The sequence below is a fragment of the Paenibacillus sp. FSL K6-2441 genome (assembly GCF_037964765.1).
GTDB lineage: Bacteria > Bacillota > Bacilli > Paenibacillales > Paenibacillaceae > Fontibacillus > Fontibacillus phoenicis.
In genome coordinates this window covers 1,333,965-1,349,577 of the sequence record NZ_CP150174.1, presented here as the reverse complement: position 1 = coordinate 1,349,577, position 15,613 = coordinate 1,333,965, and the positions used below count along the sequence as shown (strand labels likewise).

Annotated in this window: 11 protein-coding genes; 5 read left to right on the top strand and 6 right to left on the bottom strand. The window is 53.7% G+C overall.

Going from position 1 to position 15,613, the window contains the following annotated elements:
* Nucleotides 1-1,014, top strand: coding sequence for an ABC transporter ATP-binding protein (locus NSQ80_RS05775; protein WP_009226037.1), 1,014 nt, complete (start codon nucleotides 1-3; stop codon nucleotides 1,012-1,014).
* A complete protein-coding gene (locus NSQ80_RS05770) occupies nucleotides 1,011-2,108 on the top strand; it encodes an ABC transporter permease (protein ID WP_009226036.1) in 1,098 nt (365 codons plus the stop codon). The genes NSQ80_RS05775 and NSQ80_RS05770 overlap by 4 nt, the downstream gene beginning before the upstream one ends.
* Before the next feature lie 277 nt (nucleotides 2,109-2,385).
* On the opposite strand, the gene NSQ80_RS05765 is transcribed toward NSQ80_RS05770, so the two are convergent.
* The 3 genes from NSQ80_RS05765 to bglX all read right to left on the bottom strand — a co-directional run bounded on the left by NSQ80_RS05765 (nucleotide 2,386) and on the right by bglX (nucleotide 9,217).
* Complete coding sequence (locus NSQ80_RS05765) at nucleotides 2,386-3,351, bottom strand: LacI family DNA-binding transcriptional regulator (protein ID WP_009226035.1); 966 nt, start codon at nucleotides 3,349-3,351, stop codon at nucleotides 2,386-2,388.
* A gap of 317 nt (nucleotides 3,352-3,668) precedes the next feature.
* Nucleotides 3,669-7,022 (bottom strand): cellobiose phosphorylase, encoded by a 3,354-nt coding sequence (locus NSQ80_RS05760; RefSeq protein WP_339301740.1) that lies wholly within the window; start codon nucleotides 7,020-7,022, stop codon nucleotides 3,669-3,671.
* A 29-nt stretch (nucleotides 7,023-7,051) separates the two neighbouring features.
* On the bottom strand, nucleotides 7,052-9,217 hold the full coding sequence (gene bglX, locus NSQ80_RS05755; RefSeq protein ID WP_339301738.1) for a beta-glucosidase BglX: 2,166 nt from the start codon (nucleotides 9,215-9,217) through the stop codon (nucleotides 7,052-7,054).
* 474 nt (nucleotides 9,218-9,691) lie between these two features.
* On the opposite strand from bglX, the gene NSQ80_RS05750 reads away from it, so the two are divergent.
* From NSQ80_RS05750 to NSQ80_RS05740, 3 genes are all read left to right on the top strand, one after another.
* The gene (locus tag NSQ80_RS05750; protein ID WP_028539735.1) at nucleotides 9,692-10,969 is read left to right on the top strand and encodes a sugar ABC transporter substrate-binding protein; all 1,278 of its coding nucleotides are present in this window, start codon (nucleotides 9,692-9,694) and stop codon (nucleotides 10,967-10,969) included.
* 107 nt (nucleotides 10,970-11,076) lie between these two features.
* A complete protein-coding gene (locus NSQ80_RS05745; protein ID WP_260069852.1) occupies nucleotides 11,077-11,964 on the top strand; it encodes a sugar ABC transporter permease in 888 nt (295 codons plus the stop codon).
* Nucleotides 11,965-11,988: 24 nt separating this feature from the next.
* Entirely contained in the window at nucleotides 11,989-12,819 is an 831-nt protein-coding gene (locus NSQ80_RS05740) for a carbohydrate ABC transporter permease (protein WP_009226030.1), read from the top strand.
* A gap of 60 nt (nucleotides 12,820-12,879) precedes the next feature.
* Here NSQ80_RS05740 and cysA read toward each other — a convergent pair whose 3' ends face one another.
* The 3 genes from cysA to NSQ80_RS05725 all read right to left on the bottom strand — a co-directional run bounded on the left by cysA (nucleotide 12,880) and on the right by NSQ80_RS05725 (nucleotide 15,514).
* Nucleotides 12,880-13,944 carry a sulfate ABC transporter ATP-binding protein gene (gene cysA, locus NSQ80_RS05735; RefSeq protein ID WP_009226029.1) on the bottom strand — a complete coding sequence of 355 codons (1,065 nt, stop codon included), beginning with the start codon at nucleotides 13,942-13,944 and terminating at the stop codon, nucleotides 12,880-12,882.
* A 335-nt stretch (nucleotides 13,945-14,279) separates the two neighbouring features.
* On the bottom strand, nucleotides 14,280-14,876 hold the full coding sequence (locus NSQ80_RS05730; RefSeq protein WP_009226028.1) for a TetR/AcrR family transcriptional regulator: 597 nt from the start codon (nucleotides 14,874-14,876) through the stop codon (nucleotides 14,280-14,282).
* A 5-nt stretch (nucleotides 14,877-14,881) separates the two neighbouring features.
* Nucleotides 14,882-15,514: a YigZ family protein gene (locus NSQ80_RS05725; RefSeq protein WP_009226027.1), complete on the bottom strand. Its 633-nt coding sequence runs from the start codon at nucleotides 15,512-15,514 to the stop codon at nucleotides 14,882-14,884.
* Nucleotides 15,515-15,613 lie beyond the last annotated feature (99 nt).

Sequence of the window (15,613 nt, the reverse complement as noted above, 5' to 3'; positions counted from 1 at the left end):
ATGGTTACGGAAACCGGCAAGACACCTACCCCATCGGCTACTGGCGAACGTCCGGTCATTGAACTCGTGCAGCTGACGAAGAAATACGGAGAAGCCACCGCCGTTGATCATCTGAACTTAAGCATCGCCCGCGGGGAAATCTTTGGTTTGCTTGGCCCCAACGGTGCAGGGAAAACCACAACGATCCTGATGATGCTCGGGTTGGCCGAGCCAACCTCGGGACAGGCGCGGATTTGCGGCTTTGACCCGACGCGCGAGGCGCTGAAGGTGAAGCGGAAGGTGGGTTATCTGCCCGATGATGTCGGGTTCTATGAGGATCGGACGGCGCTGGATAATCTTGTGTATACAGCAAGACTGAACGGCGTATCGGAGCAAGAAGCTTTGCAACGCGCCAAAGCCCTGCTGGAGAAAACCGGACTTGCGGACAACGCCGGCAAGAAGGTCGGAGCGTTCTCCCGCGGGATGCGGCAGCGGTTAGGTCTGGCGGACGTGCTCATCAAAAATCCGGAGGTCATTATCCTCGACGAGCCAACGCTGGGGATCGACCCCGAAGGGGTGCGCGAGCTGCTTGCCCTCATCTCTTCGCTCAGCCGCGACGAGAAGCTGACGGTGCTGCTGTCCTCGCACCATCTGCATCAAGTGCAGCAAATATGCGACCGGGTTGGTCTATTCGTCCAAGGCCGGTTGATTGCCTGCGGCGACATCCGCACCCTGTCCAAACAGCTGGATGCGGACGGCAACGTCTATGTAGAGGTTGGCGCCAAAGGCTGGACGGAGGAGCTAGCCCGTAACATTTCCAGCATCCAGGGCGTCCGTGACATCCGTTACCCGCAGCAAGGGGACGACGAGATCGAGCGGGGCGTTACCGCAACGGTGGTTTGTGAACGGGACCTTACCGCACAAATCGCCGAAGCCGTGATTCAGAAGGATGCGGAGCTTGTGTACATCCGCCGCAAGGAATACGGACTTGACGATATCTACCATCGCTATTTTGAAAAAAGGGGTGAGTCATGATGCAGCCAAACAAAACCGTGGGCAGCCGTTCTTTCAAAGAGCAGCTGCGCCTGGATGAGTGGCGGGAACGGGCACGCAAGCTATGGGCAGAGCTCCGTCCCGGCGGAGAAGCGAATCCGCCGCGGGAGCGCTCGTCTTCCTCTTTTTGGGTGATGGTCCAGAAGGAGATTGGTGACCACTTGAGCAGCTGGCGCTTTGGGATCCTAATGGGCATCATCGTACTGGCCTGCATCGGCTCGATCTATTCCGCTGTCTCGGCGATTCGTTCGGGCAGCAGTTCAGCTAGCGGCGGGGCGGGCGATACGTTCCTGTTCCTGAAAATGTATACCTTAACCAGTTCTGCACTGGCGGTTCCCTCTTTTTCTACCTTCCTCTCCTGGTTAGGACCGCTGATTGGAATCACGTTAGGGTTCGACGCCGTCAATTCCGAACGGAATAAAGGAACGTTGGGCCGCCTGCTGTCGCAACCGATCTACCGCGATGACTTCATCAAGGCTAAATTCGTTTCTGCTTTGGTGATCATTGCGGTCGTGGTCTTTTCGCTGGGGCTGCTGGTGATGGGGCTGGGGTTGTTTACCATCGGATATCCGCCAACTCCAGAGGAGTTCGCCCGCATCCTCATCTTCCTGCTGATCGCGGTGGTCTACATCGGCTTCTGGCTCTGCTTGTCGATTCTGTTCTCCATCCGCTTCCGGCAGGCAGCAACGTCGGCACTGTCGTCCATCGCCATCTGGCTGTTCTTTACGATCTTCTATGGCATGATCATCAACATGATCGACAGCGCGACGGCCGTCTCGCAAATGGCGGCGCCGGAGGCGCAGCTGCGGCAGATGAACCTCGTGCTGACGCTGAACCGCCTGTCCCCGACAGAGCTGTTCTCGGAGACGATCTCGACGATGCTCTCCCCCGGCGTCCGCGCCTTGGGACCGCTAACGATGGACCAGCTCGTCGGGGCGATCGCAAGCCCATTGTCACTGGGCCAAAGCCTATTGCTCATCTGGCCGCAATTGACCGGTTTGCTGGCCGCCACCATGATCTGCTTTGGCCTGTCCTACGTCCTGTTCATGCGTCAGGAAGTACGGTCAAGAGCATAAAATATGAAGAAGCCGCTGATTGGTTGGATCAGCGGCTTCTTTGTGTTTTTGTCGCGCCAAAATAGCGGTAATTTTTGGCCTTATTTCAGCCTTAACCCCTTATTTCTGGAAAATAAGGCCATTTTAGGGTCTTATTTTCGCCAAATGGTGCTCAGAAGGGGGATTTCAAGCTCGTTTTCGCAGAATAAGGCCATTTTTTACCGTTATTCGTCCCGGTTATTCGCTCAACGTGAAAATAAGGGTAATTTGTACCCTTATTCTTCTCTTTTTGTCCGAATTAAACTTGGCCCACGGAATTGCCCTTCACCAGCGTCACGTACACCCGCTCATGCTCGACCGGTTCCCCGGCCAGGATCTTCAGCAGCTGCTCGGATGCCAGCGCTCCCCACTTCCGCTTAGAATAGTCGATCGTCGCCAGACGCGGCACCGTATATTCGGCTAACTCGATGTTATCGAAACCGATAATATGGATGTCTTTGCCGATCACATAATCGGTCCGTTTCACCGCATTGTAGAGGCCAATCGCCATCTCGTCGTTCAGGCAGAATACGCCCACCGGTGTGGTCACGTCCCGAAGGATCTGCTCAGCCGCCCGTTCTCCGGCATCCTTATTGAAGTTTCCTTCGATTTCGGTCAGCTCCACTCCATCGAAACGGGCGACCGTCTGCTTCACCGCTTTCAGCCGCTGCTTCGAGTCATAGGAGCCCTTGGGCCCCGTGACGACATAAAGCTTGCGGTGCCCCTGCTCGATCAAGTGCTCGACCGCCAAGGTCGCTCCCGCCTTGTTGTCCAACAGAACCTGATTGATGTTCGGGTGGTTGAGCTCGCGGTCGAGCACCACGATTTTATGCCCAATGTCGGCGTACTTGAGCAGCTCCTGACTAGAGAACGTAGCGTCCAAAATAATCGCCCCGTCTACCATCCGCTCAGGCAGCAGTCGATGGGACTGCTTGCCGCTGCATACGACCATGTCGTACCCCTTCTGGTTCAGCACTTCTTTTACGCCCTGCAACAGGTCGCCGTAGAAAGCGCCGCTGAAGTCGGTCAAATACACGCCGATGATCTTCGACTCACGGGTTTTTAAGGAACGTGCGGCAGCATTGGGCACATAATTCAGTTGTTCCGCGATCGCCAAAATTCTTGCACTCGTCTCGTCGGTAATTTTCGGACTTCCATTCAGTGCGTAGGATACCGTGGAGATGGAGACTCCGGCTTTTTTGGCAATGTCCTTAATGCTTACCACAACATTACTCCCCTTATCGGTAGTTCAAAAAGTAGTCTTCCCATCACGATGAGTTTCTTAGATGCAGGTTCGACGTCGAATCTTGGACTCAGCCGGGAAAGCGTATGCTTCCGATGCATGTTTCCTTCGGAAACATTTCAGTTGCTCACGTAGGTTTTGCCTACGCTCCGCTACTCAGTCCCTAAGCTTCATCCAACCTTCTCGGTGCTGGAAACCCCACTTTTTGAACCTCTATCTTATTCGGTAGTTCAAAAAATGGTCTTCCGATCACGAGGTGTTCCCCAGATGCAATTTCGACGTCGAATCTTGAATTCAACTTACATCCAGATTTCAACGACGTTATGATCATTCGACCCGAACGCCGCAAAATCCTGCCGGCTGATCCGAACGCCGCCGCTACGGTAAAATCCCGGATTCTCCCCAATCGGAATCTCTTGGCCGTTGATCCGCACTGCGCGGCCTTGGCCGTTCATGTGGTAGATGAACGTGGTCGGGAGGCCCATCCACGCAAAATCAAACCGCAGCCCATCCAAATGCGGCGGCAACACAGGGTCAATGATCAGGTCCTCCCCTCGCACTCGGATGCCTAGGCAGTTGGAGATCAGCTGGTTCATATAGATTCCAGGGCCGCTGGAATAAATACGCCAGCCGCCTTTCACCGGCACGTTCCCGCTCCGCAACTCATCAAACCGTTCCTCCGCATCGTAACGGGTGGCGAACTTGCCGTCCGAGCTGCTGAAGTAGACGTTGCTTTGCCGCAGCTCCGCATTCGGCACAACGTCCCTAAGCCCTACCGGGTTAATCTTGTGCAGCCCGCTCCAAGCTTCCTCGGCTTTGCCGAGCTTGGCCATCGCTTCGATGAAGCGGATATGGGCATGAACGTACTGCAGCCCGATCTCACGCCCGAAGTTGGACGCCTGCTCCGCCCGCTTGAAGTGTGTGCTAACGCCGCCCCGGTATTTGGCCGGCCGATCCATCAAGCGCACGCCATCCGGATGGTATAGCTTCTCTTTAATGACGCCGTAATGCGCTTCCGCCTGCTCAGCGGTGAGTAGCTCGGCGATCATGCTGCGTGTCATCGGCAGCAGCCGGTAATGGATCCCCGTTTTTGTATCCGTCGGATGCAGCATCAATTCGGCTTGCCCCGGTTGTTCCATATAGACGAAACCGGGGATAACTTCCGTGCCCAGCATATACTTGTTAAAATCACGCTTGATGCCCTCGGCCAGCTCCGCAAGTTCATTTGCCCAATGCTGCTCCTCTTCCGGCAACGCCTCCGCCAGCTGACGGAACGTCTGATACGTTAACGCCACCGTCCAGCTGCTGCTCATAAAGTGCTTGAGTTGGGCATTCGCCGGTTGCAGCGTATCGTCCCAATCCCCGTCGCCGTAGGAAGACAAATAAGTATCATGCAAGAAATGGCTGCGGATATAGCCGATTTCCTTCTTCGCATGCTCGCGGATCGTCGCCGGCGTGGCAGACAGTTCAAAGCTTCCTTTGACCGTATACGGAACCTCTTCATCCAGCAGCCCATAGTCCCCGGTCGCCGTCAAGTAATCACTTAGCACCTTCAGCGGCCAGACGATGATGTCGCCATGGCTCTCCTCCTGCTGAATCCGGAAGTAACGATCAAACATAAACCATTGCGGCCAGTTTCCGTCGTCCTCATATTGGTGAGCATACACCGTCTTCAGGATGTCTTTGACCACCCCGTATTTTTGCGTCGCCAAAAAATATTCCGCCGGTCCCTGGCAAACATCGCGGGTGCCCCAAGCGGCCCCGCCATATTGCTCCAGCCCGTGGGGCACCGAGAAATGGACAAGCATATTGTGTGTATACCACCAAGCCAGCGTATTGAGCTTTTGCAGTTCCTGAGCTGCAGGCGCTGACGCTTCCTCCAGCGATAACCGGAAGCCGTTCATCACCCGGCCCAAAAACTCACGGTACCGAACGGCTTCTTCCTGTACTTCCCGAATCGCAGGCTTCGATTCCCCGCCATGCAGCAAACCTTGCACCGTGAGTGTCCAATTGCTGCAAGGCTCCGTTTCCAGCACCACCAGCGACGAGCTGCCCGGCGCTGCACCCGGAGCCAGCCGGCGTTCATCATATACGTTAAAGCCTGTTCCCGACACGTGCATCCGGTAAGCTAGGTCCGGATATACGGAAGCAGACAGCGCTTCGCGGTCGGCCCGGAACGTCAGCACCGATTCTTTTTGCTCCATGAGAAAAGAACGTTGGAACTCCAAATCATTCATAACGATTTGATTTGTCACCAAATAGCGGTACGCTCTGCCGTTCGCAGATACGATGTTCAACGCAAGTTCCGGGGAATCCGTTGCGGTATAGTTGGTGACAACGATCGTATCGTCCGCCATTTTATAGGTCCAGCGGGCGTAGTTAAAGCCCATCTCAAACATCGACGGCATCGTCAACAGCCGGTACACCCCGTCCAATTCCACGTAGATCCGTTGTCCGGACGCTTTGGAGACGTTCAGCGCATTGCGTACGTTGGAAACCCACTTGTGGAATGAGGTGTTGCCCACGACCACCTGGGAATTAAATACGCCGTACATGTACGAAGTAGTCGTAAGCACTTCGCTGCCTACCCGGTCGTTCCCGCCGGACATCAGGATGATGCCGTGCGGCCGCTCGACCTGAAGCTCTTTTTCCTTCAAAACGACATGCTCGTGCGTATCCGTGAAGAAAGATAGCAGCTGCCCGCCATCCCGCTCCTCATGCTGACGATGCGGGAATAGCGCCTCGATTTCGGCGTCGTCCATCGGTAAACCCGACAGCGGCTCGCCCAATTCCGTCGCTAAGGTTACTGGAGCTGCAGCCTCAACCGCATTTACAGGGGCGGCCTCCCATTTACGCCACGCGTCTTCAATCAACTCCTCGAATTCCAGCGTCTCGATCGCCTCCGGATAATCCTCCCGTACCAGTCCGTAGAAGACAAACCGCGCTTGCCCATTCAGCAGTTGACTGCCCGTTTGAAGCGCCGCGTAAGCAAACTCGTATTGATAAATTTCATTTGCCAGCTCCTTGCGCGCCAACGCTTCGGGGCGATCCGTTTCTTTGTAGGACAACCCAAAAAACTGAAAGCCATCGGTCGAATATCCCGCAGCTCCGGTGAGCGCCCCTTGCTGCATATAAGGGAATTTTCCGCGCTGCGGCTGGTTTTGCCGCGAGCAAATGACCGTGCCCCGCCGCTCATGCCGGAATACGGTATGGTCGATGTATTGAGACATATACGCTTCATTGCTGCGTACCGCTCCCGGTTCGGCAAGCCCGATATCCTGACCATAGACAACGTCGACCTCAACCGAGGTTTGTCCCTCCAGCCGAACGTCCCAGAACCAAATGCCCCGGGAATCCAGTCTCAACACGACCTCGTACTGAATCCCTTCGGCTTCCCCCTTCCAAACCGCAGTATCCGCCCCGAAGCTCAGCCGGCTGTTCGAGCGAATGCCAAGCAAGGGAATGGCCCGAATCCCCTCGGGGAAGTGCAGACGTAAATACAGATTGTTCAGCGAACCCTCCACCGGGCCGGATAACAGCTGATTCATCAGGATGTCCCGGTATTTCATTTCGTACAGATCGCCGCTGTTCCATAACGTAAAGGTCAAGTCCCCCGCATGAAGAACTTTCCACGCCTCCGTTGCTGTCGTCATCCTTTCCACTCCTTTGATCCTTATGATTTCTATTTTTGCAAAATAAATCGCACGCCCGCGGCATCCCGGCTGTTGGGACCCACAAAGGCCACAAACTCGCCCGCATCGCTGCTGTATGTCAAATCGCTATGGTGATATCGCAGCTGCGCCTCGGTAATTTCAAAAGTGACTTCCTGAGCTTCCCCCGGCTGCAACAGGATTTTGCGGAATCCCTTCAGCTCCTTGACCGGCCGAACCACGTCCCCCGCGATATCGCGGATATAGAGCTGCACGGTCTCCTCAGCGGCTGCCGATCCGGTATTCGTCACGTTCACCTTGATTGTCAGCGGCTGTTCTGGTGTCATAACCGTTGCCGACAGTTCCGGTTCGCTATACATAAACGTGGTGTAGCTGAGCCCGAACCCAAACGGGAAAAGCGGCTCGTTTGGCATGTCCAGATATTGCGAAACGTATCTAATCTGAGCGTCCGGCGCTCCCTTCGGGCGCCCGGTGTTGAAGTGGTTGTAGTACACCGGAATCTGCCCTGCTGCATATGGAAAAGACATCGACAGCCGTCCCGACGGCTGTACGTCCCCATACAACAGGTCGGCGATCGCATGGCCGCCTTCGCTGCCTGGGAACCAGGCTTCAAGCACGGCACCAACACGATCTGCTACGCCGTGCAGGTCCAGCGGCCGGCCGTTAAACAACACGGCCGCCATCGGCTTGCCGAGCTCAGCGAGACGTTCGATCAACGCCAGCTGCGCCCGCGGCAGCCGGATATCTCCCCGGCTGCCCGCCTCACCGCTCATTTCCGAGCTTTCGCCTAACGCCAGCACGATCACGTCGGCGCCAGCCGCTGCGGCCACAGCTTCCTGAAGCCGGCGGTCATCGGCTTCCTCGATGCCGCAGCCCTCCGCAACAACGATCCGGCTCGCGCCTGCCTTTGCGACTAGGCCGTCATAAAGCCGAACCGCCGCTTTCGTCGACCCCTGCCATGACCACGGGCCAAGAATGTCACCGCTTTGCGCAAACGGGCCAATCAACGCGATCGATTGATCCCGCCGCAGCGGCAGTACGCCTTCGTTTTTGAGCAGAACGCAGGATTTAGTTGCCAGCTCGCGGGAGGCGGCCCGGTGTTCCTCGCAGAAGACGATCTCCGCTTCCCGCTCTGGATCTGCGCCGCGATAAGGATTGTCAAAGAGTCCGAGCTTCTCTTTGAGTTGCAGGATCCGCAGCACCGCTTCGTCAATCCGTTTTTCCTCGACCACCCCGGTCTTCACCAGCTCCGCCAAATGCTTCATATAGCAGGTAGTCATCATCTCGATGTCGATGCCCGCTTCGATCGAGCGGCGGGCCGCTTCCTTCTCGTCGGCCGCAGCTCCGTGCGGAATCAGTTCCTTCACTGCGCCCCAATCTGAGATGATCACGCCGTTAAAGCCCCATTCTTCGCGAAGCAGCTGACGTAATAATCGCCGATTGCCGGTTGCCGGAATGCCATCCACCGTGTTAAACGAGGCCATAACCATTTCGCAGCCTTCTTCCAACGCGGCTTTGTAAGCCGGCAAATAGGTTTCACGCAACCGCCATTCCGACATGTCGACGGTGTTATAATCCCGTCCGCCCTCGGCAGCGCCATAAGCGGCGAAATGCTTTACACAGGCAGCCACCCGGCTTGTATCGTTCCGCAAATCGCGGCCCTGGAAGCCGCGGACAAACGCCCGAGCGAATTCGCTGTTCAGATATGGATCTTCGCCGGTCGACTCCATCACCCGCCCCCACCGGGGATCACGCACCAGATCGACCATCGGGGCAAACGTGACATGAACCCCTGACACTGCGGCTTCTCTGGCAGCAATTTCTGCGCTTCGCTCAGCCAGAGACAAATCCCAAGAGCAGCCGATGGCCAGCGGTACGGGGAAGATCGTTTTAAAGCCGTGAATGATATCGGCCATCATCAACAGCGGAATGCCTAAGCGGTTCTTCTTTAAATGAGCCTGCTGCACGTTGATCGCTTCCTGCGCTCCGGATAATCCGAGAACCGAACCTGTGTTACGCACTGTTTCCTCAGATACGCCCAGCTCCTGCATCGGACCAGTGATTTCTCCCTCGGTCCGGGCTCCTTCAAAGAACGGGACGGCGAGCTGCAGCAACTGGTCGATTTTTTCCTCCAGGGTCATCTGCTTCAGATAATTCTCTATGGGTTGTTGTGTCATGGGTTCCCCACCTTTTTCGATGTAAGATTATTGTTATAGCATGATGGTGAAACGTTTCGATTATTTGAATAGTTGGATTATATATCGAATCAAAAAATCCGTCAATTTTCATGGAATGCGATTTCAAAATTTGTAGAAACGTTTCAATAAAGTCGCTTTAACAAAATTAGCTCCGGGTTATGATCCGAAAAAAAGATATTGAATACGATTACAATCTGTTTTATAATGAATCGAAACGTTTCACTTGGTTCTGATTTTCCGGGAACTAGGTTCATATTTTTCTTAATCGAAACGTTTCACCTGTCTATTGTCGCTGTTCTGCGGCATCATCTTTGGTACAAACAAGGGGACCCATTTCTATGCTTGAGAAGGAGGTGTTGCCTGTCCTCAAGGCCGGCTCATCTGTTTTGCATAAAATCGCTAAATAATGTCTCATATTACTTACAGCTATTATTTTCAGAAAGGACGATCCTTATGTGGAAAAAAACAGCAACTACCCTGATTGCCAGCTCACTGGTGCTCGCTAGCCTTCTTGCTGGCTGCGGTTCGAAAGATAACGCGGCGGATGGCGGCAGCGGGAATGGGGCCGCAAACGGCGGCGACAAACAAGTGCAAATCAGCGTATGGGCGATGGGCGATGAAGCCAAATCGCTACCGCAAATCGCCGACGACTTCATGAAGGAGAACCCAAACATCAAGGTGGATGTCCAAGCCCTGCCTTGGTCCAATGCACATGACAAGCTGCTGACCGCAGTCGCTTCGAAGAAAGGTCCGGACGTCATCCAAATGGGGACAACCTGGATTCCGGAGTTTGCGAATGCCGGCGCGCTGATGGATCTGACTTCGGTGGTGGACAAGTATCCGGAGTTTAAAGAGGATCAATTTTATTCGGGCGCCGTAAACACGACCAAATATGACGGTAAAATCGTGGGGATTCCGTGGTATACCGAAACCCGCGTCCTCTTCTACCGGACTGACCTGTTGAAGGAAGTGGGCTATGACCAACCGCCAAAAACATGGGATGAACTTCGCGATGCAGCGAAGAAGCTGGCTGACCGCGGCAAAGGGAAATACGGGATCAGCATCGATATGAACGAGCAATCGCTGGCGTTTATGTTCGCCCGCCAGAACGGCTCCAAGCTGCTCGACGAACAGAACAAGCCGCTGTTTAACCAGCCGGAGTTCGTTGAAGCTGTGGAATATCTGAACGGATTCTTTAAGGACGGATCCGCGCCGATTGACCTCGGATTGGACCCGGTACAAGGGCTTAGCGGCGAGGGCGTTGTTCCGATGTTCATCAGCGGCCCTTGGATGATTAACTCCATCAAGACGCAAGCACCGGATTTGGAAGGCAAATGGGCGGTGGCTCCGCTGCCGGCGAAGAAGAACAATATTTCCGCGCTGGGCGGCTCCGATCTGTCGGTATTCCAATATACGAAACATCAGGACGAAGCTTTGAAGTTCATTCAATACATGAGCAAGCCGGAAACGCAAATCAAGTGGATGCAGCTGACCAAATCGCTGCCGACCAACTTGAAAGCTTGGGAAGATCCGTCCCTCAAAGACGATCCGAACTATCAGGCGCTGCAAGAGCAGCTGGAGCATTCCGAACCGATGCCGCTGCTCACCACTTGGGAGCAAATTGCTCAAACCTACTTGAAGAGCTTTGAACGTATCGTTCGCGGCGGCGCGGATGTCCAAAAAGAAATGGACGCCTTCAACGCCGAAGCTGAGAAAATCCTCAGTAAGTAAGCGAAAGCTTTACCATACCGCCTCCAGCCCGCCGGCAGCTCCGGCTCCCCGGCGGGCAGAGGTGGTGACGTTAGCTTAGACGCGCTGAATAAAGGAAGTGATCCGAGATGAAAGGCTTATCGCAAAAAAATGCACCCTACCTGTTCATTGCGCCGACCTTGATTTTGCTGGCGCTCTTTTCGCTGCTTCCGATCGCCATTGCCCTGGTGATCAGCTTCACCGACATGGATTTAGCCGGGTTGGCCGACCTCTCCAACATCAGCTTTGTAGGTTTCGATAACTATAAGGAAGTGCTGTTGGACCCATCGTTTCAAAAATCCATTTTTAACACGTTATTTTACGTTATTATCGGCGTACCGCTCGTTATCATCATTTCCCTGTTGATCGCCTTGCTGATCAACTTCGGTAAAGCCCGTATTTTCAAAGCATTTCGGGTCATTTTCTATATGCCGTCGGTTACCAACGTCGTGGCGGTAGCCGTCGTATGGAGCTACCTGTACAACCCGTCGCTGGGACTGCTCAACTATATTTTGAACTCGCTGGGGTTCGGGTCTGTCCCTTGGCTGCAAGATCCGGTCATGGCGAAAATCTCGCTGATTATCCTGGCCGTATGGCGGGCGATTGGCTTAAACATGATTATTTTCATCGCTGCGATCAAAGGCATCTCGAAAACGTATTATGAAGCGGCGCAAATCGACGGAGCCAGCAACTGGCGGCAAACCTGGTCGATTACGATTCCGCTGCTGCGCTTCGCCATCTTCTTTGTCTCCATCACCACGATGATCGGCTGGCTGCAGTTCTTCGAGGAACCTTTTGTCATGACCAAAGGCGGTCCGCTGGATGGCACGATCTCCGTAGCTTTGTTTATTTATAACAACGGCTTTCAATTCAGCAAATTCGGATATGCTGCGGCAGGCTCCTTTATTCTGTTCTTCGCCATTATCCTGATCACGTTGATCCAATTCAGATTTCAAAACAAGGAAGCGGATGTCTGATGTCATCCCGGGAGGTGTACACACATGCAAACCAGAACCTCGGGCGATAAAGCGCTGCAATGGCTGGTCGGAATTCTGCTCGGCGTGATGGGCCTGCTGATGCTGCTGCCATTCGTCTGGATGATCCTGTCGTCGTTTAAACCGGAAAGCGAAGTGGCGCAGATCCCGCCGACCCTGTGGCCCCACCAGTTCACCCTGGAGAACTTCCAAGAACTGTTTGAGAATATGCGGTTTGGCGTTTATTTGCGAAATACGTTGATCATCGTTGTCTTTTCCTTCCTGGGTCTGTTCCTGAACGCCCTGGCCGGCTTTGCTTTCGCGAAGTACAAGTTTAAGGGACGGGATGGTCTGTTCTATCTCGTTTTGGCCACCATGATGATTCCCGGGCAGGTCACGATGATTCCGGTCTATCTGATCCTGAACATGATGGGCCTAACCAACACGATGATTGGGATTGTACTTCCAGGCTTAGTAGGGGCCTTCGGCATTTTCTTGTTCCGCCAATTCATGTCGACGATTCCCGACGAGTTGTTGGAAGCCACCCGTCTGGACGGGGCCGGCGAATTCCGTATCTTCGTACAGATCGCCTTGCCGATCTCCAAGTCGATCCTCGCGGTACAAGGCATCCTGACCTTTATCGCGGGCTGGAACAGCTTCCTGTGGCCGCTGATCATTGCAAACGACGAGAGTCTATATACCCTGTCGGTTGGCCTGCAGCTGCTTAAAGGCCAGTACGGCGGAGACTACGCCTTGCAGATGGCAGGCTCGGCATTTATGGTTGTTCCGATCATCATCATCTTCATCATCTTCCAAAAACATATTATCGAAAACTATTCGATTTCCGGTATGAAATAACAACTAAAGGGCTGTATCGTGGAAAGCCGTTTACGCTTTCCTTGATACAGCCCTTTAGATTTAAATGATCACGCTGAGCGGTTCACGCTTCAGCGGATTCTCAAGAATCCAGCTTCGTTCGTCGTCAAAGAGATAAGCGCGGTGCACCAGCACGCGCACTTCCTGTCCTGCCTTCAACGTTTCCTTCTCCAGGGAGCGGAAGGTCGTCAGCGTATGTCCGCCGACCTCGACCTCCACCAGCCATTCGCTGCCGCGGAAGTGGAGATGCTTCACCACACCTGGAGCGGTTGCGGATAACAGCGTAAACTCGTGCTCAGTGCCCACTTCAATATACTCCGGACGGATCAAGGCTTTCGTCGCCAGCCCTCCGCATTCTTCCTCGAAGCCCTTCAGATCGGCGGCGCGCTCCACCAGCGTCGATTGGCCGATAAACGAGGCGACAAACGGGGTCTGCGGCTCCTTATAAATATCCCATGGCGTCCCTTTCTGCTCCAGCCGGCCTTGATTAATGATCATAATCTCATCGGCAACTTCAATTGCTTCATCCTGGTCATGGGTGACGAAGATGGAGGTGATGCCCACCTGCTCGATCAACTCGCGCAGCCACGACCGCAGCTCCTGGCGGATCTTTGCGTCGATCGCCGCAAACGGCTCATCCAGCAGCAAGAGCTGCGGCTGCGGAGCCAAGGCCCGGGCAAAAGCGACCCGCTGTCGCTGCCCGCCGGACAGCTGATGCGGGTAGCGGTGCTCGAATCCGCTCAGCCCGGTCAGCTCAACCAGCTCCATCACCCGCTTCCGTATTTCTGCCTTCGGTACTTTCTTCACTTGCAACCCAAAAGCAATATTATCGAATACGGTCATATGCTTGAAGAGGGCATAACTCTGGAATACGAAGCCGATTCCGCGATCCTGCGGCTTTAATTCATTGACCCGCTGTCCATGGAACAGAATCTCCCCTTCATCCGGCTGCTCCAAACCTGCGAGCATACGAAGAATCGACGTTTTACCGCCGCCGCTCGGCCCCAGCAAGCCGATTAATTGCCCCTTTTCGATGCCAAAACTAACATCTCGAACGGCATGGAAGCTGCCAAAATGCTTATTTAAGTTCCGCACTTCTACATGCATGCCAAACCCCACATCCTTTCCAGTTTCGAAAGCCCAAGTCAAGTTGCTGCCGTTCCTCTCAATGCTGCCCGAATCCGTTCAATCATTCGTTGAATTCTGATAAATTTACTTGGATTAATGTTAAGAATAGATTACCAAACCCTAGGCATTCCGTCAATCTGAAAAAAAGTAGTAACCAAGCGGGAGTACGGCTTTTTTTCGCCAAAACCCAAACGAAAACCGGCACTTCCCGATGAACTTCAGCTCGGAATGGCCGGTTTTGTCAATTAGTGTTATAAAGTATTGATGCTATACTGGTGTAATTGGATAAAGTGCGAAGTGAAAACAAAAACGCCTTATGACGTTATACGGTAAACGCTGTGGCTTAACAACTTTACGTGGGCGACAGCAGCCGGCTTAATCTCTTCAAAGGTCAGCCGATCTTGGATGTAGTAAGAGATAAATCCATGCATACCCAAAAACATACTGAGCGGAAGAGACGGATGCTTCTCCAGCGGATGCTTCTCTTCCTGCAGAAAACTGCGAATGAGCGACTCGAACATATTAAAACATTTAGCTTGTTCGTTGCGACAGTATGCTAGGATCTCCTCATCCCTGAGCATAAACATGATTTCGTATTGGTGCGGATGCTCCAAGCCGAATTTGATAAACTCCAGCATCAGCTGTTCCGCTTTGGTGAGGCCGTCGGCTGGCGGTCGTTTTGTCACTTGCTCGCACAGGTGGGTAAGCGACTCGAAATCTTTTACCACGATGGCGTAAAACAATTCGGCCTTTTCCTTGAAGTGATAATATAGCGAGCCGTGGCTGTATCCCAAATGCTGACCGATGCTCCTCATGGATATTCCGCGGTACCCTTTGGTAATGAACAAATGACGGGCCGCTTCCATAATTCTTTCTCTCGACAACTCCTGATCAACTGCTCTTCTTGCCATAGGCCTTATTCCCCTTCAATAAAATAAACCTTGTCACCTTCCGTCATCACGGCCTGACCCCCTGTCAAATCGGTCATCCAATCCATGAAGGCGCTTGCCTCCGGATGAAGCGGCAGACAGCATAATGTCACCTTATCCGCAAACACCGTCTCTCCCTTACGGATGCCACGGTTCCGCAGTTCATTTTCCACTTTGCCCAGCCAGGTGTAATCCAGTTCAACAAACACTTCTTGATGCAATACGCGGGTGATCACTTCTCCTGCTTCGAGCGCTGCGACAGCTCCGTCAGTGTACGCACGGATGAGGCCGCCCGCCCCCAGCATAATCCCGCCAAAATACCGGGTTACGACGATTGCCACGTTCTTGAGGCCCTGATTTTTGATCACCTCCAAAATCGGCTTCCCGGCCGTACCGCTTGGCTCTCCGTCGTCTGATTGCTTCTGGATTTCGTCCCGTTCCCCGATCATATAAGCGGAACAGTTGTGCGTAGCGTTCCAATGCTTCTTCTTGATTTCCTCGATAAACTGGAGCGCCTCAGCTTCGGTTTCCACCGGCTTCACGTGCCCGATAAACCTTGATTTCTTGATGACGATTTCCTTTTCTCCGGATTGCCTGACCGTCTTGTACTTTTCTAGCATATGAGACCATCCTTATGAATGTGCCAAGAAGCAGCTCCTCCGGAACTTGCCGGTGAACTGCTTCTGGCGCTGATAAACATTTAATAGAAATTACCTATA

Coding starts and splice junctions, on each gene's coding strand:
- NSQ80_RS05775 (WP_009226037.1), top strand. CDS start 1: ATGGTTACGGAAACCGGCAAGACACCTACCCCATCGGCTACTGGCGAA.
- NSQ80_RS05770 (WP_009226036.1), top strand. CDS start 1,011: ATGATGCAGCCAAACAAAACCGTGGGCAGCCGTTCTTTCAAAGAGCAG.
- NSQ80_RS05760 (WP_339301740.1), bottom strand. CDS start 7,022: ATGACGACAGCAACGGAGGCGTGGAAAGTTCTTCATGCGGGGGACTTG.
- bglX (WP_339301738.1), bottom strand. CDS start 9,217: ATGACACAACAACCCATAGAGAATTATCTGAAGCAGATGACCCTGGAG.
- NSQ80_RS05750 (WP_028539735.1), top strand. CDS start 9,692: ATGTGGAAAAAAACAGCAACTACCCTGATTGCCAGCTCACTGGTGCTC.
- NSQ80_RS05745 (WP_260069852.1), top strand. CDS start 11,077: ATGAAAGGCTTATCGCAAAAAAATGCACCCTACCTGTTCATTGCGCCG.
- NSQ80_RS05740 (WP_009226030.1), top strand. CDS start 11,989: ATGCAAACCAGAACCTCGGGCGATAAAGCGCTGCAATGGCTGGTCGGA.
- cysA (WP_009226029.1), bottom strand. CDS start 13,944: ATGCATGTAGAAGTGCGGAACTTAAATAAGCATTTTGGCAGCTTCCAT.
- NSQ80_RS05730 (WP_009226028.1), bottom strand. CDS start 14,876: ATGGCAAGAAGAGCAGTTGATCAGGAGTTGTCGAGAGAAAGAATTATG.
- NSQ80_RS05725 (WP_009226027.1), bottom strand. CDS start 15,514: ATGCTAGAAAAGTACAAGACGGTCAGGCAATCCGGAGAAAAGGAAATC.